Source organism: Microcoleus sp. MOSTC5 (genome assembly GCF_036701825.1).
GTDB classification, from domain to species: Bacteria; Cyanobacteriota; Cyanobacteriia; order Cyanobacteriales; family Microcoleaceae; genus Microcoleus; species Microcoleus asticus.
This window is the reverse complement of sequence record NZ_JAUBRK010000009.1, coordinates 1-22,116: the sequence shown is the minus strand read 5'-3', so window position 1 is coordinate 22,116 and position 22,116 is coordinate 1. Positions and strand designations below refer to the sequence as shown.

General features: G+C 46.3%; 19 protein-coding genes and 2 tRNA genes. 14 read left to right on the top strand and 7 right to left on the bottom strand.

The window, feature by feature from the left end:
- The first annotated feature begins 29 nt into the window (after window positions 1–29).
- Window positions 30–1,301 (top strand): hypothetical protein, encoded by a 1,272-nt coding sequence (locus QUA54_RS06350; RefSeq protein ID WP_333413864.1) that lies wholly within the window; start codon window positions 30–32, stop codon window positions 1,299–1,301.
- 69 nt (window positions 1,302–1,370) lie between these two features.
- On the opposite strand, the gene QUA54_RS06345 is transcribed toward QUA54_RS06350, so the two are convergent.
- The 4 genes from QUA54_RS06345 to QUA54_RS06330 all read right to left on the bottom strand — a co-directional run bounded on the left by QUA54_RS06345 (window position 1,371) and on the right by QUA54_RS06330 (window position 5,747).
- Entirely contained in the window at window positions 1,371–2,090 is a 720-nt protein-coding gene (locus QUA54_RS06345) for a DUF2786 domain-containing protein (RefSeq protein WP_333413863.1), read from the bottom strand.
- A 182-nt stretch (window positions 2,091–2,272) separates the two neighbouring features.
- On the bottom strand, window positions 2,273–3,490 hold the full coding sequence (locus QUA54_RS06340; protein WP_333413862.1) for a DUF790 family protein: 1,218 nt from the start codon (window positions 3,488–3,490) through the stop codon (window positions 2,273–2,275).
- Between the two features lie 15 nt (window positions 3,491–3,505).
- Window positions 3,506–3,967: a DUF3598 family protein gene (locus QUA54_RS06335; RefSeq protein ID WP_333413861.1), complete on the bottom strand. Its 462-nt coding sequence runs from the start codon at window positions 3,965–3,967 to the stop codon at window positions 3,506–3,508.
- Window positions 3,968–4,208: 241 nt separating this feature from the next.
- A complete protein-coding gene (locus tag QUA54_RS06330; RefSeq protein WP_333413860.1) occupies window positions 4,209–5,747 on the bottom strand; it encodes a DEAD/DEAH box helicase family protein in 1,539 nt (512 codons plus the stop codon).
- Window positions 5,748–6,445: 698 nt separating this feature from the next.
- Here QUA54_RS06330 and ald point away from each other — a divergent pair.
- The 6 genes from ald to mutT all read left to right on the top strand — a co-directional run bounded on the left by ald (window position 6,446) and on the right by mutT (window position 11,541).
- Window positions 6,446–7,534 (top strand): alanine dehydrogenase, encoded by a 1,089-nt coding sequence (gene ald, locus QUA54_RS06325; protein ID WP_333413859.1) that lies wholly within the window; start codon window positions 6,446–6,448, stop codon window positions 7,532–7,534.
- Window positions 7,535–7,797: 263 nt separating this feature from the next.
- Window positions 7,798–7,879, top strand: a tRNA-Leu gene (locus QUA54_RS06320).
- A gap of 73 nt (window positions 7,880–7,952) precedes the next feature.
- Complete coding sequence (locus tag QUA54_RS06315) at window positions 7,953–8,729, top strand: RNA methyltransferase (protein ID WP_333413858.1); 777 nt, start codon at window positions 7,953–7,955, stop codon at window positions 8,727–8,729.
- Window positions 8,730–9,437: 708 nt separating this feature from the next.
- Complete coding sequence (locus tag QUA54_RS06310; RefSeq protein WP_190661889.1) at window positions 9,438–10,397, top strand: RNA polymerase sigma factor, RpoD/SigA family; 960 nt, start codon at window positions 9,438–9,440, stop codon at window positions 10,395–10,397.
- A gap of 223 nt (window positions 10,398–10,620) precedes the next feature.
- Window positions 10,621–10,962 carry a DUF760 domain-containing protein gene (locus QUA54_RS06305; protein ID WP_172187001.1) on the top strand — a complete coding sequence of 114 codons (342 nt, stop codon included), beginning with the start codon at window positions 10,621–10,623 and terminating at the stop codon, window positions 10,960–10,962.
- Between the two features lie 174 nt (window positions 10,963–11,136).
- Window positions 11,137–11,541 carry an 8-oxo-dGTP diphosphatase MutT gene (mutT, locus tag QUA54_RS06300; protein WP_172187002.1) on the top strand — a complete coding sequence of 135 codons (405 nt, stop codon included), beginning with the start codon at window positions 11,137–11,139 and terminating at the stop codon, window positions 11,539–11,541.
- Window positions 11,542–11,706: 165 nt separating this feature from the next.
- Here the strand turns inward: mutT and QUA54_RS06295 are convergent, their stop codons facing one another.
- Window positions 11,707–12,945, bottom strand: a complete 1,239-nt coding sequence (locus QUA54_RS06295; protein WP_333413857.1) for a histidine kinase — start codon at window positions 12,943–12,945, stop codon at window positions 11,707–11,709.
- Between the two features lie 53 nt (window positions 12,946–12,998).
- Here QUA54_RS06295 and QUA54_RS06290 point away from each other — a divergent pair, with 53 nt between their 5' ends.
- From QUA54_RS06290 to QUA54_RS06280, 3 genes are all read left to right on the top strand, one after another.
- A complete protein-coding gene (locus tag QUA54_RS06290; protein WP_333413856.1) occupies window positions 12,999–14,723 on the top strand; it encodes a DUF2079 domain-containing protein in 1,725 nt (574 codons plus the stop codon).
- A 250-nt stretch (window positions 14,724–14,973) separates the two neighbouring features.
- Window positions 14,974–16,161, top strand: coding sequence for a glycosyltransferase family 4 protein (locus QUA54_RS06285; RefSeq protein ID WP_333184170.1), 1,188 nt, complete (start codon window positions 14,974–14,976; stop codon window positions 16,159–16,161).
- Between the two features lie 189 nt (window positions 16,162–16,350).
- Window positions 16,351–17,595: an MFS transporter gene (locus QUA54_RS06280; RefSeq protein WP_333413855.1), complete on the top strand. Its 1,245-nt coding sequence runs from the start codon at window positions 16,351–16,353 to the stop codon at window positions 17,593–17,595.
- A gap of 95 nt (window positions 17,596–17,690) precedes the next feature.
- Here QUA54_RS06280 and QUA54_RS06275 read toward each other — a convergent pair.
- Window positions 17,691–17,764 (bottom strand) — tRNA-Arg (locus tag QUA54_RS06275).
- A gap of 78 nt (window positions 17,765–17,842) precedes the next feature.
- Here QUA54_RS06275 and moaC point away from each other — a divergent pair.
- The 3 genes from moaC to QUA54_RS06260 all read left to right on the top strand — a co-directional run bounded on the left by moaC (window position 17,843) and on the right by QUA54_RS06260 (window position 19,077).
- Window positions 17,843–18,364 (top strand): cyclic pyranopterin monophosphate synthase MoaC, encoded by a 522-nt coding sequence (moaC, locus tag QUA54_RS06270; protein WP_333184175.1) that lies wholly within the window; start codon window positions 17,843–17,845, stop codon window positions 18,362–18,364.
- A gap of 88 nt (window positions 18,365–18,452) precedes the next feature.
- Window positions 18,453–18,710, top strand: a complete 258-nt coding sequence (locus QUA54_RS06265) for a 2TM domain-containing protein (protein ID WP_333184177.1) — start codon at window positions 18,453–18,455, stop codon at window positions 18,708–18,710.
- 64 nt (window positions 18,711–18,774) lie between these two features.
- On the top strand, window positions 18,775–19,077 hold the full coding sequence (locus tag QUA54_RS06260) for a DUF3181 family protein (RefSeq protein ID WP_333413854.1): 303 nt from the start codon (window positions 18,775–18,777) through the stop codon (window positions 19,075–19,077).
- A gap of 110 nt (window positions 19,078–19,187) precedes the next feature.
- On the opposite strand, the gene murJ is transcribed toward QUA54_RS06260, so the two are convergent.
- Window positions 19,188–20,801 carry a murein biosynthesis integral membrane protein MurJ gene (gene murJ / locus QUA54_RS06255; protein ID WP_333413853.1) on the bottom strand — a complete coding sequence of 538 codons (1,614 nt, stop codon included), beginning with the start codon at window positions 20,799–20,801 and terminating at the stop codon, window positions 19,188–19,190.
- Between the two features lie 67 nt (window positions 20,802–20,868).
- Between murJ and QUA54_RS06250 the strand changes: the two genes are divergently transcribed.
- Window positions 20,869–22,062: a DUF3095 domain-containing protein gene (locus QUA54_RS06250; protein WP_333413852.1), complete on the top strand. Its 1,194-nt coding sequence runs from the start codon at window positions 20,869–20,871 to the stop codon at window positions 22,060–22,062.
- Window positions 22,063–22,116 lie beyond the last annotated feature (54 nt).

The following is a 22,116-nucleotide window of genomic DNA, read 5'->3' as shown; positions in this document are numbered from 1 at the left end:
TCTGTGAGATGCTAGCAGGGTAAAAATTTATGATGAACTTTGTATTTTCCCCAGCGGTACAGGCTGCGATCGAGGCTGGCAAGTACGCACAAGTGTTTACATCCGCTGGATTACCGATCGGCATGGCGAGGGATGCAGCGACAGGACAGTTTATGGCCCATGCCGTTGGCGCGGCTGTCAACAACAGCCCGTTATCACCTTTAGTGTCTCCTATGCAGTTCGTCATGGGCGGCTTGCAGATGCAGCAAATGCACATGGGCTTTCAAGGCGTCCAAGCCACTTTGGGGGTGCTGCAAGCGACAACAGCCGTCATTGGTGTGGGAACTTTCGCCGGGGTAGCCTTATCAGCGGTCAATTTGCACCAGACATTGAAACTAAAAAAAGCGGTAGAGAGGCTGGAAGTTAAAGTAGAAAATGGTTTCATCAATTTAGAACAACTTTTGAAAGGTCAAGGCGCGGAAATTAAGCAATTAATTTCCGAAGTTGTTGCAGATATAAAATTTGAGAACCATCGCCTAGTCTTAGTGCGGGCTTACGGGTTATTTAATCAAGCAATTCAACGAATGCGATCGGCTTTGCAACTGCAAGATATTAATCGCCGCAATGCTGAAATTGATGCTGCGCGGGGGATGTTGTTTGAGGCTTTAGCAGATTACAGAAATCCGCATTTATTAGAAGAAACTTGTGCGGCGGGACAGTTGCGTCGGTTAGAGTGCAGTTGGGCGATCGAGCAAAGTATTATCGGCACGTATCAGGTGCAAAATGAATTTGGTGCTGCGGGCGATCGGCTTTCTCAACTTCAACAACAAATCCGTCAAGATGGCTTAACAGTAATTGCTGGCTGCGACTCGGACGACGAACTCGATTTTCTATTCCCAGAAATCACGCGAATTCACAATCACGATTTAGCTGCCTTAGACATTTGGCTTAATCAGATTGAATGGACTAAAGCTTTGCCCGAAAGTGAGCTAAAACATTTACAGAGTAACGATTTTACTAATGCAAAGTTTTCATCAAGCGGTGATAAAAAATCAGCAACAACAGCTTCAGCAATACCGGATGAACAGTTATTTTATGAAAGTTTGCGGCCCAAGTCTCATTTTTATTCTCTTCGGACTCAACTGGAATTAATGCTCGCTCCGCAGCAGCGTCAAGAGTACGAAGATTATATCATTGAGCAAGGGAAAATAGCTGGTCATAAAAGTTTAGTATCGTCGAACTTGGAAAAAGCGTCTGATTTGGCTGTTGCTAATCTGTTTTACTATTTCAGAGTCCGGGATGAATCGGAAGAATCGGAATAATCAGACCTAATTTGTAATTTGCTATAAGTTTATCCCTGTTTTGATTATCCATCAATTACTATCGAGAACTCAAAGACATTCATTCAGTTGTTTCAGATCCCCTTGCTGCTGCACTTGCTTGTGCAAACTAATTTTGTCGCCCACTTCATACCCCGAATTAAAACCCGCCTCGCTGCTGACTTGAGAATCTGTTCTCGTTCTAATTTTAACCCCTCGGCCCTCTAGATAATCGGCGATCGCCTGTTGATTTTTCTCAAACATCGATCGCACTACAATCCCTGGAGTCGCCGCCACATCCCCCGAACCCGGAATCCCCGACTCTTCCATCTCCTGTTTTTGTTCCAACAATCTTTGTCTCAACCTTGTCGCGCATCCAACCCGAAAAGCATTCAGATACGCCAACCCCCGGCCGTTTCCTTTGCGGTATTTAGCCCTTTTTTCAATCGCAGAACTCAAATACTCGTAAAGATGTTTGCAAACAATCAGGTTTGTAGAGGTTCCCACCAAAAACATACTGCCCGTATAAGTATTTCGCATGGCATTGCAACCGTTAGCATCGGCAATTCCCGACAGCAGCATCATTTTCCAAGTAACAAATTTCGATGTTGTTTCAACAGAGTTTTCGTCAATCTCTTCTTGGTGATTTGGCCCTAAATCCGCGAGGCTGAGATTGTACTGTGCAAGTAACAGGGAAGCTTTTTCGGCCGCAGCAGTCGATTCGTTTTCATTTGATGAGGTGGCGAGGGCTAAAAGCTTTTTGATTCTTTCAACAATACTTGTGTCTGGCATTTTTCAATCGATTTTAGGGTGAGAGTATGCGGTGGCAAGGATTTGGGTAAATTCCCATTTTAGTATAGCGTGCAATGTGCGATGTTTTTTGAGGATAATTTAATTCATATAATAGGCTTTTTTTGAACCGCAGAGGGCGCAGAGAGAAAAAGAAATAAGTTCGCAACTGATGCGCGGATTGGTTACTCTTCGAGGACTTCCAGGACTGATTTGGGCAACAATTTATCTTTAAACCAAACTACTTTTGCTGGCACATCATTTACATTTACCCCGGCTTTTTCTAAATTCAGCCGTTCGGAAATAGCTAAAATCAAGTGATCGCATTCAGACTTCTGTACTTGTGCAAATTTCTTTTGCAAATACTCCGGCCGCCAATAGCCAACTATTTCTAATAAAAACACTCGCCCGTCGGGATGCACTAACCGAAAGTCGGGAATCATCACACTACCTGGAATCGGAATTAAATCAACTTCTCGCTCCAGTTGCCACTCGGTTTTTGTGGAATTCCATCTCTCAGCAAATGCTGCTTCTAACATACTATCATAAGGCTTGCCAGGGGGATAGTGGCTGACTAAACCGCAGTCGGAATTTAGGGTAAATTTTCCTGTTTTCAAAACGCCGCTAAAAGGATCTTTTGTGTGCAGTGTCGAGTGCATACTCCATTTGGTGACGTGCAGCAGTGCGGGCAGCATTTTCGCCAGGGCTAAGCCGTAGCGGGTGCTGGGTTTGAATAAGCTTGTAGGGCCGTCTATTGTCAGTGTAAAACCGTGGTCTGCATCGCCTTCGATATAAGTCATTAATTGAAATAGTTTCAGATAGCGAAATAAGAGTTTGTATTCTCCTGGATCGTTGCGGTGGGCGGTTAATTGGACTTGACTTGCTCGGTAAAATATGCCTTGAACTTGAGAAAGATTGTATTTGTGCAGCAAGTTTTCGGGAGTTGGTGCATTAAACTCAGTGAGGATTTTGTTTTCGTTTAAATCCGCGTATAAACCTGTAGTGATTTCGTGAGGCAAAACTTCTCTGTTTAAGTCTTGGCTGAGTTCACTTGCTACTTTTTCCAGGGTTAATTGGGTGGATTGAGGGCTGGGAGTCGATCGCGCAGACAATGCAAAAACCCGCTGTCTCAACTCTGAGGGTTCTAGGGGACTGATGACTTCCAAGGTGCAGAAACCGCCTTTCAGCAGGTGCGCTAATCCCCGTTTCAGCCGATAATCCGGGCTGTCGCCTTCTAACTCTAGCAAGCGTCCGTCGAGCTCGCCTTGGGTTTTGCCGATCGACTCTTGGAAGCAGTTTATCGTTTCGATAGCTGCTTCTAAGTTTTTAGCATCTATCTTGAGGCGTAGCGGGACGATTGATTCTCCGTTTTGGCGGTGACTTAATAAATCAGTTGGTAGCATAAGCAGTGAAAAGTTTTACTCAATTTTTTGTTCGACAATCACCATAACTCCCCTGAGTTTTCCTTCTTCTGTCAAGCTTTGGGTAGTCCGAATTCGCCGATCGCAACTGACAAGATTTATGGTTTCTACAGCCTTGAGAATGCCAGTTGCTTTGTCCCATACTTGAAAAACGATTAAATTATCTCCAACTTCTGTGGCTAGTGTCTTGTAGTTAGAAAAGATAGAGTCATTACTTTCAATTTCTACTTGCCCTTCACCGACAACATGACCCACAAAGTTTTGTGTTTCACTCTTGCCATTGGCATAAGTTTGAAGGTTAGTTTGCCTCCACTGGTTATCAACAATTTTCTGGGTTAACACTGCTGTAAAACGCTGGGTGTCTTGGAAATCAGCATTGAGGATTGTCCAAGTTCCCTCCCAAACTCCTGTATGTTTGGGGAAGACTTTAAAGTTACTTATTTGTGTGAGATCGATCATTTTCCGGTACTATGAATTAGTCAATATTCAGATTATACACTAATTGGGCAACCTTCAAGATTCCTTGAAATCATCATTTTTTACCCACTTTTCTGTGATTCTGCTGCTTTTTAGTCGCCTCTCGGTTGACTCCGTAAATCGATTGTAGATGGTAGTTTTTAAATAGACCTAGGAGTGATTTAATTATATAGCCATCTTTTCACTAAGACTACCCATCCCACAACTAACTTATTTAGGCTTGCTACCAGGGAATTTCATCATTGTCTTCTCCCCATTTTGCGGGTGATTCTGCTGCTTTTTTAGTTGTCTCTCGGTTAACTCCGTAAATCGGTGTCGGTTTGACAGTTTCTAATTTCTGATATTCTGGCTTTGGCGGTTCTATTTGTGTTTGTGGTTGGGGTTTGTGAGGCTGCATTCCTCCTCGGCGGCGCTGGGATGTTCTTTCTTCGCTGGTGTCTTCGGTGACGACTTCGTAGAGAATTGCTAACTTATTTACATCGCTGCTTTTGCGGAGAACTCGACCCAATCGCTGGATGTATTCGCGTTCGCTGCCGGTTCCTGACAATATGATAGCAATTCTGGCGTCGGGAACGTCCACTCCTTCGTTGAGGACGTGGGAGGCGACGAGGGTTTTGTATTCGCCGCTGCGAAAGCGATCGAGGATTTCGTGGCGTTCTTTGACTGGGGTTTGGTGGGTAATTGTGGGGATGAGAAATTCTTGGGAAATTCGGTAAACTGTGGCGTTGTCTCCGGTGAAAATTAGGGTGCGCTGGGGAGAGTGTTCTGCTAGTATTTGGGCTAAGATTCGCAGTTTTCCTTCGGTACAAAGGGCGATTTCTTTGGCTTGGCGGTGGGCTAGCATGGCGCGCCTTCCCAGGGGCGATCGCGCGCTTGCCATGATAAACTGTTTCCAACCTTCGAGGCTGGATATTCTGATGTTAGACTGTTTTAAGAAGTCGTTGCGAATGTTGATTAATTCGGCGTAGCGATCGCCCTCTTCTTTTGACAGTTTTACCATGATTTGAACTATTTTATGGTCGGCTAAAGCATCGCCTGCCAAATCTTCGGGTCTTTTGCTAAATACTGTCGGGCCGATGAGGAAATGCAAATCGCTGTGGCGGCCGTCGGTGCGATCGGGTGTGGCTGTCAGTCCGAGTCGAAAAGGCGCGATCGCATATTCGGAAATTACTCGATAAAAATCCGTTGGCAAATGGTGGCATTCGTCAAAAACCAGCAAACCGTATTTATTGCCCAAGGTTTCTGCATGAATACTTGCACTGTCGTAGGTAGCGACTAAAATTGGCGTTTTGTCCCGCGAACCTCCGCCCAACAATCCGATTTCGATGTCGGGAAAAGCTGCTTTTAAATTAGCATACCACTGGTGCATTAAATCGAGAGTTGGTACTACAATTAATGTACTGCGACCAGTGACTTGCATGGCTAATTGTGCCAGATAAGTTTTGCCGGAAGCGGTGGGGAGGACGACTACTCCTTGGCTTCCTGCTTCCTGCCAAGCTGCGAGGGCCTGTTCTTGATGTGGGTAAGGCTGCATTTCCACGCTGGGTACGAGTCCTAGTAGTTCGTATCCCCTAGCTTCGTCCGTGAAGTGAATGCACTCGGATTGAAGGCATTCTACCAGCGGGCGGTAGTGAATTGCCCGAATGCGGTATTTTTCCACGCGATCGTCCCAAGTGGCAAAGTCCACCCAGTCTCTGCCTTTGGGCGGCGGGTGCAGCAGGAGAGTTCCGCGATCGAATGTTAAGGTAGGTGTGCGTGGCATTTGTTTAGATAGGGGGGCGAGTTATGCCTGTTAAATTATAAGTGACCGATCAAATATATTCACACCAAACTCTCTAGAAGTTAGTTCTTTTTTAAGCAAATCTCTAGAACCACCATCTACTTTATACCGTTTCGGGTTGTTTGTTGAGATTTTTACCATTTTTTTTAGCAGATAAGTTTCCTTAAATGTCAAAAGTTCATTTGCACCTACCTAGTTAGTTGAAAGTCTGGCGAAGATGTTGGAATATCTCAAGATAGTATGGTTGCTGAGGTGCGTACTCAATACGGGCGCTTTGCCTAAAAAATAATTACTCTTACCAGCCCAAAAAACTGCCCCTCATTGATTATAATGTGGAGTCATTTAAAGAAAAAGTAAGTCACAAAAAAAATAAAAAAAAAGGGGTATAAAAGGTAAATGTAGAGTAACCATTTTAAGTGGCTTTATTTACGAGTATTTTGACCTAGGGTATATCAATGCCGACCACGCATATCAAATAAAGTAGGAACAAGCTAAAAAGACGATCGACCTTATGCAAAATTACCTATTTGGGAAATTGCGATCGCACTGGCTGAAAATCCCACAAAAATTCTCCTAGCCCAGCCGGATTGCCAAATCTAAAATCTACAATGGTATTGTCCCGCTGGGGATGGTTTTTAGGTTAGATTCGATCTATGTATGCCTGAGATTAGAGGTTATAGATGGAAATAGGCGTCCCCAAGGAAATCAAGGATTTAGAGTTTCGAGTCGGGCTAAGTCCCACAAGTGTTCGGGCTTGTTCGGACAAAGGCCACGTAGTTTTCGTGGAAACGAATGCTGGTGCTGGGGCCGGTTTTGCGGACGAGGACTACGTTGAAGCAGGGGCTAAGATTGTCTTAAAGGCTTCAGATGTCTGGAAGCGCGAACTAATTGTTAAAGTTAAAGAACCGCTGCCTGCTGAGTATCCCCTGATTCAAAAAGAGCAGTTGCTGTTTACATATTTGCACTTGGCTGCAGATCGCACATTAACCGAGCATTTAATCAGCAGCGGAGTCCAGGCCATCGCCTACGAAACCGTCGAACTCCCGGACAGAAAGTTGCCGCTGCTGACCCCGATGAGCGTTATTGCAGGGCGTTTGGCCGTGCAGTTCGGAGCTCGGTTTCTGGAACGACAGCAAGGCGGCCGGGGCGTACTTTTGGGCGGTGTACCGGGGGTAAGACCGGGTAAAGTTGTGATTTTGGGCGGCGGAATTGTCGGCACGGAAGCAGCCAGAATTGCTGTAGGAATGGGCGCTAGAGTGCAGATTTTGGATGTAAATGTCGATCGTTTAGCCTACTTGGAAACTCTGTTCGGTTCCAGAGTAGAATACCTCTACAGCAGTCCTTTGCAAATTGAAGCAGTTGTTCCCGATGCTGATTTGTTAATCGGTGCGGTTTTGGTCTTAGGTAAAAGAGCTCCGGTGCTGGTTTCTCGCGAATTCGTTGCGAAGATGCACCCCGGTTCTGTGATTGTTGATGTCGCTGTCGATCAAGGCGGCTGCGTGGAAACTTTGCGGGTAACTTCTCACACAAATCCTACTTATGTTGAGGAAGGAGTTGTGCATTACGGCGTGCCGAATATGCCCGGTGCTGTGCCTTGGACTGCGACTCAAGCTTTGAATAACAGCACTTTGCCTTATGTTTTGCAGTTGGCAAATAGCGGGATTAAAGCTTTGGAAATGAATCCGAGTTTGGCGAAGGGATTGAACGTGCAGAAGCACCGATTGGTGCATTCGGCCGTGCGCGAGGTTTTCCCCGATTTAGCCGATTAGATTCCCATTTTTCAGCAAATCTCGTAGGGTGCGTCAGATCAAAGCTTGTGGATTATTAATAACCGAACGCGATCTGACGCACCCTACTCAACTACACAGCGTTTTGCGATGTTTGGCTAACAGTAAATCCTCGAAACTAAAGCAGTTCTCAACCCGAACAGTAATTTGTGCAAAATATTACTCGCAGTCCAGAAAAAAAATAAATTCCTCAAAACACTTGACAAACTGGCGAACATATGGCAATGTAGTAATTCGTGACCGATGCGGAACTGGCGGAATTGGTAGACGCGCATGATTCAGGTTCATGTGGTGCAAGCCTTCCGGGTTCAAGTCCCGGGTTCCGCATTCCAAAGGCAGAAGGAAGTTTGGGGTTAACCCGATACAGGCAATAACCCCATTCGCTCTGCTGAATTAAACAATGCTGACAAGTATTCAAAACCCCCTAGTTAAAGAAATTCGCAAGCTGCACAGCTCGAAGGGACGCAGGGAACAACAATTATTTTTACTCGAAGGGACGCACTTGCTCGAAGAAGCTTGCGCTGCCAAATACCCGCTAGCAACGGTTTGCTGCACTCCCGAATGGCTGGATCAGCACGGGGAACTTTGGCAGCAAGTTGCTAATTTAGCCGATCGCACAGAATTAGTAAGTGCAAAAGTGTTAGAGTCGATCGCCACGACAGTCCAACCCGACGGCATTGTCGCCACCGCACCCCGCACCGCAACAGAACCCGCAAAATTGTCAACTTTAGGAATAGCCTTAGAAACAATCCAAGATCCCGGCAACTTGGGGGCGATCGTCCGCACGGCTGCGGCTGCTAATGCCGACGGTTTGCTGCTGAGCGCAGACAGCGCCGATTTAGACCATCCCAAAGTGCTGCGCGCCTCCGCAGGAGCTTGGTTTAAGCTGCCAATGGCAGTCAGTCCAGATTTAACCGCCGAAGTCTCCGCGTATAAAAATCGAGGAATGCAAATTTTAGCAACCGTCGCCGGGGCCAGTTTAAGTTATTGGGAAGTAGATTTGCGAGTGCCGACTCTGATAGTTTTGGGCAACGAAGGCTCTGGTTTGTCGGAAGAATTGAGGAGTTTGGCCGATCGACAAATCCAAATTCCCCTGAGTCGTGGCGTAGAATCTTTAAATGTGTCGATCGCCGGAGCCCTCATATTGTACGAAGCTCAACGGCAAAGAACTGATTAGACTTATTGCATAAATTTTTGATCGATCGGGAAACCGCAGATAAATGCAGATGCAACGCAGATTCATTTCAAGATTGGAAAGCGAATGCTTGCAATTCAAGTCTATGGGTCAATTGTTAATTGGTCATTATCTGTAGGGCGGGTTCATCAATATCTCTAACTTCAAATTTATACCCTTGGACAGACGGGTGGCCTGAAACCGGGTTTTTCAACCAAAATACCTCCTTACAGCGCGCCGATTCGGTAAAAAGCCCGGTTTTTTGGGTACTTTGTGCGATCGCCAACTGAAGCTGCCGGGCCTTTAAATTGTATTTTTCACTTCGCTGTGCCCCCAGCGTTTCCTCCCCCTCTACCAATCTCCCCCTCTGAGATGTGGCGGATTTTGTTTATATTGATGCAAACTGTAAAGCCAGGAAAGCGGATACTCTCGTATCAACAGTCCAGCCTGGCCTGAAATAAATATGAAGAAATGTAGGCAACTGCTCTCACAAATGTTAAGATTCTTAACATAACGTAGTATTGTGCACACCCCAACCAAAACCTAACCTGAGACGGTGCTGACTGGGAGTAGTAGCTAGCTACCATAAAATTAAGCCTCTTTAAATGGAAGGAAAGCGCAAGTCCCCGCCCGCTTTCCTTCCCAGCTAAAGCTAGGGGTTTGCGACTACCGCAAACCTTTAGAGGCACAGATCCTCAGCGGGAAAAGCTCATGAAAACTCTTAAGTCCTCAGATACAGATTCTGTTCGCGCTTACTTGCGGGAAATCGGCCGCGTTCCCTTGTTGACCCATGAGCAAGAAATACTCTACGGGAAACAGGTACAGCGCTCAACCGCACTGCATCAGGAGAAAAATATTTTAGCCGAAGAGTTAGGCCGCGACCCGACGGCGGCTGAATGGGCACAGGCAGTTGGGCTGTCTGAGGCACAGTTGCAGCGGACGATCGAACACGGGGAAAGGGCAAAGCGCCAAATGGTGGAAGCGAATCTCCGCCTGGTAGTGTCTGTTGCCAAAAAATATATCAAGCGCAACGTAGATTTACTGGATCTAATTCAGGAAGGCACGATCGGGATGCAGCGGGGAGTAGAAAAATTTGACCCGACTAAGGGCTACAGATTTTCTACTTATGCTTATTGGTGGATTCGTCAGGCAATTACTCGAGCCATCGCCGAAAAAGGCCGCACCATCCGCTTACCCATCCACATCACCGAAAAGCTCAACAAAATTAAAAAGGCTCAGCGCCAACTTGCTCAACAGCTCGGTCGCGCGGCCACGGCTGCTGAATTGGCATCAGAGCTAGAATTGACTCCCAAACAGATTCGCGAATATCTCGATCGCGCGCGCCTGCCACTTTCCCTGGACTTGCGCGTGGGAGACAATCAAGATACAGAGTTGGGCGATTTGTTGGAAGATACGGGTACTACGCCAGAAGATTTTGCCCTGCAATCTTCCCTGCGGACTGACTTAGACCACCTGATGGCGGAACTGACTCAGCAACAGCGAGAAGTGCTCGCCTTGCGGTTCGGTTTAGAAGACGGGCAAACCCTAACTTTGGCCAAAATAGGCGATCGTCTCAACATCAGTCGGGAACGAGTGCGGCAAATAGAACGCGAAGCTTTGACCAAACTCCGCAAGCGCAAGCAAGATATCAACGATTATCTCGCCAGCTAGCTAGATTGGGGATTGGCGATCGGACATTTCGCCCACTCGCTATCCCCAATCTAAAATCGTAAAAACCGCCGCTTTTAATTCGGTTGTGCCCACTTGGTTGCTACAAATGTCCTGCTACATTAGTAATTACTTAGTAATAAAGATCAGCAGCGATCGGATAAAGGTTATTTAATTTAACCGCCCGCGTCTAACATAACAAGCTGTCTCTGCAACGGAGGTACTCGTGAGCAACTCATCTAATAAATCCCCAGAATTCTTTGAAGAAGACGGAGAAAATGCCAACTTATTATGGCAATACGTGCAGTCCATGGCTCCCGACACAGTTTCTCAGTTGTCTAAGCCGACTTCTCACGAAGTGTTTCAAGTAATGGAGCGAAATATTGTTGGACTTTTGGGGAATTTGCCTTCGGAACACTTCGGGGTGACAGTTACTACCAGTCGCGAACATTTGGGTAGATTACTCGCCTCGGCTATGATTAGCGGTTATTTTCTCAAAAATGCCGAACAGCGAATGACTTTTGAAAAGTCCATACAAGCCAGTGAGAGACACGGCTCGGACGATTAGTAGATTCTAAACATTTAAGTGCTAAAAATGTCAAGACCCCCCTCGCAAGATGGGGGCTTAATATTTTAGATTTTAGATTTTAGATTTTAGATTTTAAATTAAATAATTGAATAATTATTGATATTATTCTTAAATTCCCAATTCGCAATTCCCAATTCCCAATTCCTAATTAATATGTCTCTTTCTCCTGTTGCCCACAAAGTTATCGGCGTTGCTGCAATCTGGAACGATCGCCAACAAATTTTGATTGACAAGCGCCGACAACACGGACTGCACGGGGGTTTCTGGGAGTTTCCGGGCGGTAAAATAGAGCCTGGGGAAACGATCGAAGCTTGCATAGAACGGGAAATTATGGAGGAGTTGGGGATTGTCGTAGAAGTTGGCGATCGCCTGATTACAATCGACCACGACTACACTAAATTTACAGTTAGACTATACGTCCACCACTGCCGCCACATCAGCGGGGAACCGCAAACGATCGAATGCGATGAAATTCGCTGGGTGACACTCGACGAAATTGACCAATTTACTTTTCCCAAGGCAAACGCACAGATTATTGCTGCACTGCGGAAAAGTTGAGCTGTATACCAGAAGTAAGAAGTAAGAAGCAATCTTCCGCAAGGGTTTTAGGAATTAAGAACCTCCTAACCGTCGGGCGCAGTTGCTGTAATATCAAATTCGGTTGCTACTGACAACTGTTAACTGACAACTGACAACTGTTAACTGACAATTGACAGCTAACTTTTATTTTTGGACGGGCAGAGTAAAGTGAAAACAACTGCCTCTATCGGGTACGGAGTCTACCCAAATTTGACCGTAGTGAGCGCGGATGATGCCTTGACAAAGAGACAGTCCAATACCGTAACCGTCTGTTGATTTATCTCGCTGCAAGCGAAAGCTGTCTTCAAAAATGCTCGCGCAATCTTCTTCAGGAATTCCCGGGCCGCTGTTGCAAATGCTGACTTGAACTTTGTAAGCGGTGCGGTGGAGAATTGAAAGATTAACAGTTCCTCGGTCGGGCGTGTACTTGCTGGCGTTGTCAAGCAGGTTGACTATGACTTGTTTGATGCGATCGGGATCGGCATAAACCAAGGGCAAATCTGCGGGAATGTCTGTTTCTAAGTTGAGACTTTTCGCCTGAAATTTGTCTTGAAACTGCAAGATTACATCTTGACAAATCGCCCCCAGTTCGATTCTTTTTGGTTCAATGTGGAGTTGAGCGTTTGTACCCCGGGCTGCTTGCAGGATATCTGTAATCATACGATCGACAATCCGGATTTGGCGGCGGGCTTGTTTCATCAAATGAGCCGCCAGACTCGGTGTCAAACGCGAATTTTCTCCCGGTTTCACCTTCTGACTAGACTCCAAAGTCTCCAAAGCCAAAGATGCGGCCGTCAAGGGATTGCGCAAGTCGTGGGCTAGCATCGCAATAATTCGGTCTTTCAACTGCAACTGCTCTTGCAGGTGTTCTTTTTCCTGTTTGAGGCGAAAAACTTCATCAGAAAGCTGCACAATTTCGGCGGCGCAAGCAACCGAATAGATGGGTTTTGGGTCAGTCATGGCTTCAGCAAGAGCTGGGGCAGACTGTTGCTGAGCTGCGTATTCTTCTACAGAACGCTTCCAGCGGGGCCACCAGTGTTCGAGTTGGGCGATCAAATTGCTGCCGGCGAGAGTTTGTCGCGGCTCGGGATGAATTTTGAGCAGCGAAGGAGTTGCTACGAGTTTAAAGTGTTCGGCTAAATCGGGCTGTTCTCCTACGTCGATGATTTGAAGCTCAAAGTCGCACTCTGCCTTCAAATCCTTTAGGGATTTGCGGATGTGTCTGGTCTGTTCCCTGGAAGAGGGACGCTTGTCTACGAACAGCAAAAGCTGTAAAAGCGGTGCGGAATTGGCCGGCTGTTCGGGAGAACAGTCAGTGCCGCTGGTGCCTGGTGTTGGATGGACGTTGTTGAGCTTTTCGATCGGGTGAAAATAATTGAGCATTGCCGAGCCGAGTTATTTCACTTCTACTTTAATTTAATACTTACTTTAGATTTATGCTATTGTCCGATAATTTCATTACAGGCGGGCAGATGATATTTTTGAAATGGAAGAAAAATGAGTCGCTGCGGGTGGTGGTTCAAGTGGCGGCCGCCTTTTTTGTGCTGTGTCTGTTGCTGACGCTGCACCGCTACTACAGCTTTTACGCTACTTACGACCAAGGCATTTTCAATCAACTTTTTTGGAACGGCACTCGGGGTCACTTGTTTGAGAGTTCCCTATCTTCGGCTTTGTCCACTAATGTGGTTCACGAAAACCAGCTCCCGGAAGTATCTTACTATCGGTTGGGGCAGCATTTCACCCCGGCGCTGATGCTGTGGCTGCCAATTTACTCGCTGTTTCCCTCCCCCGTCACTTTGACTGTATTGCAGGTGACTTTAATTACGGCGGCTGGAGGAGTGCTCTGGGCTCTCGCCAGACACTATCTGGAACCGAGGCTGTCGGCGACAATTGTTGTGAGCTATTACTGCGCTAACGCGGTCATCGGCCCGACTTTGGGCAATTTTCACGATATTTGTCAAATGCCGCTGTATGTATTTGGCTTGCTGCTGGCGATGGAGAAGCGCTGGTGGCCCTTGTTTGGGATTCTGGCAAGTTTAATTTTGGCGGTGCGAGAAGATGGGGGAGTTGTTTTATTTGGCGTCGGAGTTTACATGATTTTGAGCCGGCGCTACCCTCGGACTGGTTTAGCAGTCTGCATACTCAGTTTTGGTTATATGATCGTCCTGACCAATCTGATTATGCCTTTGTTTTCTGCTGATATATCCCAGCGGTTTATGATGGAGCGCTTCGGTCAATATGCCGATGGAGATGAAGCTTCGACTCTTGAAATTATTTGGGGAATGGTTAGCAATCCCGGGCGCTTGGTGGCTCAATTATTTACGCCGTTTTTTGGTAAGATTAGATACCTGCTTGGCCAGTGGTTGCCATTAGCTTTGGTTCCAGCTTTCGCGCCTGCGTCTTGGATGATAGCTGGATTTCCGCTGCTGAAGCTATTTTTAGCGAAAGGAGAGTCGGTGCTGGCGATTAATATTCGCTATGCGATGACTGTGGTTCCAGGGCTTTTTTATGGGGCAATTCTGTGGTGGGCCCAGCGTCAAAAGGAAGAAGATAGAATGGTGAAAGAGGAAAGAATGTTTTTGCGTTTTCCTTCTGCTTTATTTCCTCTGCCTTCGTCTTCAAAGTTTCGCCGCTTTTGGGCGTTTTGCATCTGCTTGTCGCTATTTTTTACCTTCACGTCTAACCCAAATCGGACTTTTTCTTGGATTTTGCCCGATGCGATCGATCCTTGGGTGCAGGTTCCTCTCGTCAGACAGTGGCAGCACGTATCTCAAGTGCGGCCGCTGTTGGCTCAAATTCCTGCTGATGCTAGCGTGGCAGCGACGAATACTATTGTGCCGATTTTGTCAAGCAGGCGGGAAATTCTCAGGTTTCCGATGTTTGAACTGCGCAATGATGCGGGGAAGGCAGTGAAGATGGAATATGTAATTGCCGATGTCTGGCAGTTGCAGCAGTATCAGGCTGCGTTTCGCGGGGAACGGGGACAGTTGCGGGAGATCGTACCGGCGATCGATCGAATGTCCAAATCAGGAGAGTACGGAATTGTTGGCTTTGAAGACGGCGCGATTTTGATGCGTCAGGGTGCTGTTTCTAACTCTGCATCGGCTGCTGCTTGGACCGGTTTTCGCCGTGAATTGGAGCCGATTTTGAAGAAAGGGTAGGCGGATAGACGCGATCGCCATTGCTTCCTTCTGTGGCACAAATCTTGAGGAAACCTGTGTTTTCAGGCAATGGCGATCGAGCCATTTCCTGCAAAAACCCGGTTTCTGCATGATTTTCCGTCCTTGTTGCTGCCGCAAGTCAGGCATTGGGCATAAACTTGCGATCGACTAAAATTTGAGGCTGATTATCATACAATAAATCTGTCAATTCTAAACATTAAGATATATAAAATCTTTGGAGGGGAAAAAGATGAAAATTTTGGTATTGGCATGGGAGTTTCCTCCCAGAATCGTAGGCGGTATCGCCCGCCACGTAGCGGAACTGTATCCAGAATTAGTGAAGCTGGGCCACTCGATTCACTTAATTACAGTAGAGTTCGGCCACGCGCCGATGTACGAAGTGGTGGAAGGAATACGGGTGCATCGGGTGGTGGTGGGACACGCCAGGGACTTTTTTCACTGGGTAGCGAACCTCAATCAAAGCATGGGCAAACAAGGCGGCAAACTGATGCTTGAGGAAGGCCCCTTTGATATCATCCACGCTCACGATTGGTTGGTGGGAGATGCGGCGATCGCCCTCAAGCATACCTTTAAAGTACCGCTAATTGCCACCATCCACGCCACCGAATACGGGCGCTTCAACGGCATCCACAATGAGGGGCAGCACTACATTAACACCAAGGAAAACGACCTCGCTTACAACGCTTGGCGGGTAATTGTTTGCAGCGATTATATGCGGCGGGAAGTCGAACGGGTACTATCGACTCCGTGGAACAAAATAGAGGTAATTTACAATGGAATTAGGTCGGAGAAAAAACCGCGATGGCACGAATTTGACGCGATGAACTTCCGACGCCAGTTTGCGGCAGACGACGAAAAAATAGTCTATTATGTAGGAAGAATTAGCTACGAAAAAGGCATTGCTGTATTTCTAAATGCTGCGCCTAAAGTAATTTGGGAAATGGGTGGTAAAGCAAAAATTGTAATTGTTGGCGGCGGCAATACAGACCATCTAAAACATTTGGCTTGGCATTTAGGAATTTGGAATAAATGTTATTTTACAGGCTTCATGTTTGAGGAACATCTCGACAAATTCCAGACGGTGGCTGACTGCGCGGTTTTCCCCAGTCTTTACGAACCTTTTGGGATTGTAGCGTTAGAAAGCTTTGCTGCAAGGGTGCCGGTGGTTGTGTCGAATGCGGGCGGACTTCCAGAGGTGGTGCTGCACTCTAAAACAGGCGTTGTTACTGAGGCCAACAATCGGGATTCTTTGGCCTGGGGAATTTTGGAGGTGCTGAAAAATCCGGGTTACGGGCGGTGGTTGGTTGACAATGCTTATGAGGATTTGGAACGCCGGTTTAGTTGGCCGAAGTTGGCGATGGAAACCCAGTGGGTTTATGACCGGGTGGTGGAGGAAAGGGCTGAGGTTGATTGGTGAAACTGCCAGGTTGAAAATTAGACTCGGCAGTTGAAACCGCTGCTGAGAGTCAAACTTGTGCCCCTCTCTAAGAGACTAAAATATAAAGGGGTATTTAAACCGAATTCGGCAATCAAAAGGCAGGAAATAAAACTGCCGAAGTATACCTTACTTTGAGTGCATTCAGACAATTTAAAGGGAATTAGCATCTTGAATATTTTTAGGGACATAGATCCCCAACCCAGACGCGGCTTGCTGACTTTATTCACCGCAGGCCTGCTATTCTGGTCGAGTTTGGCTTCGCTGCTGCCAACTTTGCCGCTGTACGTTCAATCTGTGGGCGGCACAAAACAGCAAATTGGCTTTGTGATGGGTGCATTTGCGATCGGACTTTTGCTATCGAGGCCGCAGTTGGGTAAAATAGCCGACAGCAGGGGGCGAAAACAAGTTTTGCTTCTAGGCGCGGCAGTCGCTGCGATCGCCCCGATGGGCTACCTGTTAGCTCAATCTATCCCCTTACTCTTACTTATTCGCGTTTTTCACGGCATTAGCATTGCCGCTTTTACCACAGCTTACAGCGCTTTGGTAACAGATTTGTCGCCGCCAGGAAAGCGGGGCGAATTAATCGGTTACATGAGCTTGGTGAACCCTATTGGTCTAGCAGTTGGGCCGGCTATTGGCGGATTTGTGCAAGCTTGGGTTGGTTATATTCCTTTGTTTGCGATGTCGGCGGCTTTCGCTGCAACGGCTATATTTTTTACCAGCAAAATTGCGGAACCTAATTTTGTAGGTTTAACAAAATCGGACTCGCTATCTGAGGACAAAAATAGCCAAAAATACTGGAAAATGCTCTGGAATCCTAGAGTGCGGATTCCGGCTTTAGTGTTATTGGTGGTTGGTTTAGTATTTGGAACTTTGAGCACTTTTATGCCTTTGTTTATCCAAGAAACCAAGGCTAATTTGAATCCGGGATTATTTTATTCTACGGCGGCTATCGCCAGTTTTGGTATTCGCTTAGTCACGGGACGGGCTTCGGACAAATACGGCCGCGGCTTGTTTATTTCTGCAGGCTTAATCTGTTATGCCGTATCTATGTTATTGTTGTATTTTGCTAACAACAGCAGTGCTTTTTTAATCGCAGCTTTGGTTGAAGGTTGTGCCGGCGGTATGGTTTTGCCGATGATGGTAACGCTGATGTCTGACAGGTGCGAACCTCATGAAAGGGGCCGCTTGTTTTCGCTTTGTATTGGCGGATTTGATTTGGGAATTGCTATTGCTGGGCCGACTTTAGGCTTTGTTGCTGAACAAGTTGGCTACAGAAATATGTTTGGTTTTGCGGCTGGACTCGCTGGCTTGGCTTTGCTGGTTTTTATTACTCTGTCTAGCAAGGGCTTGTCTAATTCGATGAAATTTGCGATCGGTCGAGGCAAAGATATTTATGCTTTGAATCAGTAAACGTACCAAATTAAAAAAGTTATGAGTTTTAAGTGGTGAGTTGAATTAATTTCTTAATTCAAAACTCATAACTCAAAACTCATAACTTTTGATAATGGGCTTGGAGGGATTCGAACCCCCGACCTCATGGTTCGTAGCCATGCACTCTATCCAACTAAGCTACAAGCCCCTGTTGAGTTCAGATTTAATCTAAAATTGATTAAGTTCTTTTCTCACAGAATATAACAGTAACACCATTACCAAAATAATGCAAGACCTTTCGCCAACTTTTTCTAAATTGCCCGATGCGGCACAGCTAACTCACCTCGACAGCAGCGGGGAAGCCCAAATGGTGGACGTTTCGGCGAAGATGCCGACTGTGCGACAAGCTGTGGCCGCTGCGAGGGTGCGGATGTTACCGGAGACTTTTGCGGCGATTGAAGCGGGGAATGCGCCGAAAGGTGATGTGTTGGGCACTGCCAGGTTGGCTGGAATTATGGCGGCGAAACAGACGGCGAATTTGATTCCTCTGTGCCACCCTCTACCGCTGAGTAGTGTGGAGGTGCAGGTGATAGCGGATGCTGGGTTGCCGGGGTATCAAATTCGGGCGACGGTGAAAATTAAGGCGGAAACAGGGGTGGAAATGGAGGCGCTGACGGCGGTTTCGGTGGCGGCGCTGACTCTGTACGATATGGCGAAAGGATTGGAAAAGTCGATCGCCATTGAATCGATTCGACTGGTGAGTAAAAGTGGCGGCAAGTCAGGAGACTATGAAAATTTAGAGGCATAAGTTTCCTGCCGAAAGAGGGATGCAGAATTCAAAAAGCTGCACTTAAGATTAAAATAGGCAAAGAACTACTAATATCAAGTGAAAAACTATGCCTCCTCGTTGGCCCCGCAAACCCGATCGCAATGATCCAGAGTACCGCCGTTTAGATGACCGGATGAATTTTGCTATCCACGTCGGTCTTTTTTCTGCTACAAATTCTGGTTTGTGGTTTGTTCACAATTTGCAAAAGGCTGATTGGCCTTGGGCAATTTCGGTAACGGGTGCATGGGCTCTAGTAGTTTTGGCCCACGCGGTTTACATTTTCGCGATCGCCGATTATTCGCCCCTCACCAAAGATTCTGGCTGAAGGCAGTGGTGGGCGATTTGTTAAGTCTTTTGATTGATAACAAATAACTTTCGGCTTTTTTGATATGGCTAATACTACACAGGCGATCGAATCCTTAGCAGCCGAAATCGGCGAAAATGTCTACATAGATATTGCCAAGTGGCATTTGTATCTGAGAGATGCCCACCTGCATACCGTTGTTGCCCAACAACTTTACCCGATGCTGGAAAATGGGAATATAGATGCTGACAGAGTGGGACAAGTTTTGCAAGGAATTCCAGTCAAGTTGGGCGGCGGCAAGCGAGAAGTGCCGCTGGCAGATTTAATTCCGATGCAGTGTCAAGTTCAGTTGATGGATGTGCTTGAGGAATTTCAGCGGAATATGTGATCTCAATTGTTGATTGGGATTTAAGCGCGATCGCCTTTTTTGGTCTTTTTTGATCGAAGGGGCGATCGCACTTTTGTTGATTCCTTGAATCAGCCGCAAATTTCCGATATCTATTTGCGAAAACGTCCCCGAATGCGATCGACAAACATATCAACTTCCGGCAACTTCATCTGACTGACAAACAGGGCAAAAACTCCTAACCCTACAAAACTTGCTACACTCAACTGCACTAATTGAATTACCAAACCTTCAGTACCCAAAACTCTTTGACAGGCTTGCAGAGTAGCTAAGGTAACGAAAGCAGTTAGAAAACTGCCAGAAGTTAACCCCAGAAAAGGCAAACTCCACTCCCGCCACGGCAGGCCGCCCAGCTTTTTATCTAATAAGTACAAAAGCATAACCATCGAAAGAAGATTCACTCCCACCGTCGCCAAAACTAATCCGGGCGCGCCATAAGCTCCTACTAACAAATAATCCAGCAATCCGTTAAAAAAGATATTGATAATACTGACGCGAAAAGGGGTTTCTCCGTCTCCCAAAGCGTAAAATACCCGCACCACAACGTCGCGTCCCAAATACACAAACATTCCAATACTGTAAGCCATCAATATCGGCGTGACAAACTCCGAGGCTGACCGATCGAAAGCATAGCGTTCGTAAACAACGCGGACGATCGGCCCGGCAAGTGTTACCATTAAAGCGCTCAGGGGCAGCATCGTAATCCCCGTCAAAACTAAAGATTGACGAATTTTATTTTTTAATTCCGGCCAGTCTTTGGGTTCGGTGAGGCGAGAAAATATCGGCAAAAATGGTACTAAAATTACATTAGAAATGATGCCTAAAGGAGTCATAACTAACAACCCGCTGTAACCCATCGCAGAGGCAGCTTGAGGGATGTAAGATGCAAAAAATAGGTCAGTATAGACATTAATTTGCAGCATTCCTGAGGATAAGGTAGCAGGAACCATCACCTTAACTACTTCTTGCACTCCCGGCCGTTTAAAATTAAACCGCAAGCGCAATGTTCCCAAGCCTGCTCGCCACTGCGTCGCTAGTTGCACCAACCACTGCAAAACTGCTCCCGCTAGGGTTCCCCAAGCTAACACTAAGCCGCCAATTAATGCGTATTCTGGCTGAATAATTTTGTCTCCGAGTTGCAATGCAAGAATCCCTAAACCGCCGACAAGTGCAACGCTGGAAAATAAAGGGCTAATCGAAGGCAACCAGTACATATCGGCGGCGTTGAGAGTGCCGAAACCAATGCCGATTAAGCCTGAAAGTAATGCCATCGGCGCCATAATCCGAAATTGCTGGACGGCAATTGCTTTGATTTCTAAACCTTCTGCTGTTCTATTTAATCCCGGTGCCACCAAATCTATCAGCGGATCGGCAAAAATAATTAAAGCGACTGTTACCAACAGCAGCAAGCCGCCGACTAAGGTGGTGATAGTCTCGACTAAGGGCGCTGCTTCTTTTTTGTCGCGGCGGGCTAAAACGCTGACTATGGCGCTGTGAAATGGCCCGTTAATGCCTCCGAGCAAAATAAATAAGAAACCAGGGATGACGTAGGCGTAGTTGTAGGCATCGACGGCGACACCGACTCCAAAGGCTGCGGCGATCGCAATTTGGCGCACCAAGCCGAAGACTTTGCTAATGAGAGTGGCGATTGCGACAATGCCGGCAATACCTGCGAGGGAACGAGAGGGCTTCTGTAATTGGGACACAAATGGTTACAAACGCTAATGCTAAAGGGATTCACTTATTTTAATAGCGAATCGGGAAAATCATATCATGAACTCAGAAAACTTCTATACCGAATTGCGTTTACTGGACAATTTTATAGATATTACTGACTTGCAGAACTTTGTTGACGTACCCGATGATTGGTACATTGTTATCACAGATATTCGCGGTTCTACAAAAGCGATTGAAGCTGGAAAATATAAAGAAGTTAACTTATTGGGGGCTTGTTCGATCGCTGCTGTTTTGAATGTAGCAGGCAAAATAGAAATTCCCTTTATCTTTGGTGGCGACGGCGCTTCTCTTTTAATGGGCCCCTCGCTTTTACCCGCTGCCCAGAAAGCTTTGCTGGCAACTAAACAAATGGCTAAGACTGAATTTGACATGGATTTGCGAGTTGGGGCTGTGCCCGTTCAAGTTGTGGTAACAGCTAATTATTCGGTTAAAATAGCTAAGTTTAAAGTTTCGGAAAATTACAGCCAAGCTATTTTAATCGGTGGCGGTTTAACCCGTGCTACTGAACTTATTAAAGACCCTGCTGCTGATAATATTTACAGTATTAAAAATAATGGCATTTCTGCAACAGCCGATTTTTCGGGATTGGAGTGTCGGTGGCAGGATATTCCCAGCAAGTACGGGGAAATAGTAACACTGCTGGTAATGGTGCGATCGGATTTTGGTCATGAGAGCAATCTAATTTATAGAAAAGTTTTAAAAATAATCGAATACATTTACGGCAAGGAAGATTATTTAAATCCGATAGATCGCCAAAATCTTAAATTGACATTGAATAGCGCCAAGCTAATTAAAGAAACTCTAGTTAGGGCGAGCGGTTGTAGTTGGTTAGACCGCCAGCTATATTTATCAAAAATCCAGTTAGAAACGGCGATTGGTTCGCTGCTAATGAATTTGGAAGTTAAGACAGAAGAGTTAGATTGGGGAGTTTATAAAGATATTGCGATCGCAGCTACGGATTACCGCAAATTTGATGATATGTTGAGAATGGTAATTTCGGGCAATGGGTGGCAGCGAAAAAATTTGACGGGGTATTTGGAAAAGAATTACCGAGAAGGCAAGCTGGTTTACGGTTTGCACGTTGCTGACAGAGCGTTGATGACTTGTTTGGTGTTTGAACGCAACGGCCAACAAGTGCATTTTATAGACGGTGCTGATGGTGGTTATGCTTTAGCGGCGAAGGATATGAAACAAAGAATGAATCAATACAATACTCCGGACAGTTTTTAAGCAGCCAAAGTACCATAAGACAAGACTGAAGGAAGATTAGGATGGTTTAAAATC

Excerpts from the sequence above, each read along its gene's own strand:
- QUA54_RS06350 (WP_333413864.1), top strand. The coding sequence starts at position 30 with ATGATGAACTTTGTATTTTCCCCAGCGGTACAGGCTGCGATCGAGGCT.
- QUA54_RS06345 (WP_333413863.1), bottom strand. The coding sequence starts at position 2,090 with ATGCCAGACACAAGTATTGTTGAAAGAATCAAAAAGCTTTTAGCCCTC.
- QUA54_RS06340 (WP_333413862.1), bottom strand. The coding sequence starts at position 3,490 with ATGCTACCAACTGATTTATTAAGTCACCGCCAAAACGGAGAATCAATC.
- QUA54_RS06335 (WP_333413861.1), bottom strand. The coding sequence starts at position 3,967 with ATGATCGATCTCACACAAATAAGTAACTTTAAAGTCTTCCCCAAACAT.
- QUA54_RS06330 (WP_333413860.1), bottom strand. The coding sequence starts at position 5,747 with ATGCCACGCACACCTACCTTAACATTCGATCGCGGAACTCTCCTGCTG.
- ald (WP_333413859.1), top strand. The coding sequence starts at position 6,446 with ATGGAAATAGGCGTCCCCAAGGAAATCAAGGATTTAGAGTTTCGAGTC.
- QUA54_RS06315 (WP_333413858.1), top strand. The coding sequence starts at position 7,953 with ATGCTGACAAGTATTCAAAACCCCCTAGTTAAAGAAATTCGCAAGCTG.
- QUA54_RS06310 (WP_190661889.1), top strand. The coding sequence starts at position 9,438 with ATGAAAACTCTTAAGTCCTCAGATACAGATTCTGTTCGCGCTTACTTG.
- mutT (WP_172187002.1), top strand. The coding sequence starts at position 11,137 with ATGTCTCTTTCTCCTGTTGCCCACAAAGTTATCGGCGTTGCTGCAATC.
- QUA54_RS06295 (WP_333413857.1), bottom strand. The coding sequence starts at position 12,945 with ATGCTCAATTATTTTCACCCGATCGAAAAGCTCAACAACGTCCATCCA.
- QUA54_RS06290 (WP_333413856.1), top strand. The coding sequence starts at position 12,999 with ATGCTATTGTCCGATAATTTCATTACAGGCGGGCAGATGATATTTTTG.
- QUA54_RS06285 (WP_333184170.1), top strand. The coding sequence starts at position 14,974 with ATGAAAATTTTGGTATTGGCATGGGAGTTTCCTCCCAGAATCGTAGGC.
- moaC (WP_333184175.1), top strand. The coding sequence starts at position 17,843 with ATGCAAGACCTTTCGCCAACTTTTTCTAAATTGCCCGATGCGGCACAG.
- QUA54_RS06265 (WP_333184177.1), top strand. The coding sequence starts at position 18,453 with ATGCCTCCTCGTTGGCCCCGCAAACCCGATCGCAATGATCCAGAGTAC.
- QUA54_RS06260 (WP_333413854.1), top strand. The coding sequence starts at position 18,775 with ATGGCTAATACTACACAGGCGATCGAATCCTTAGCAGCCGAAATCGGC.
- QUA54_RS06250 (WP_333413852.1), top strand. The coding sequence starts at position 20,869 with ATGAACTCAGAAAACTTCTATACCGAATTGCGTTTACTGGACAATTTT.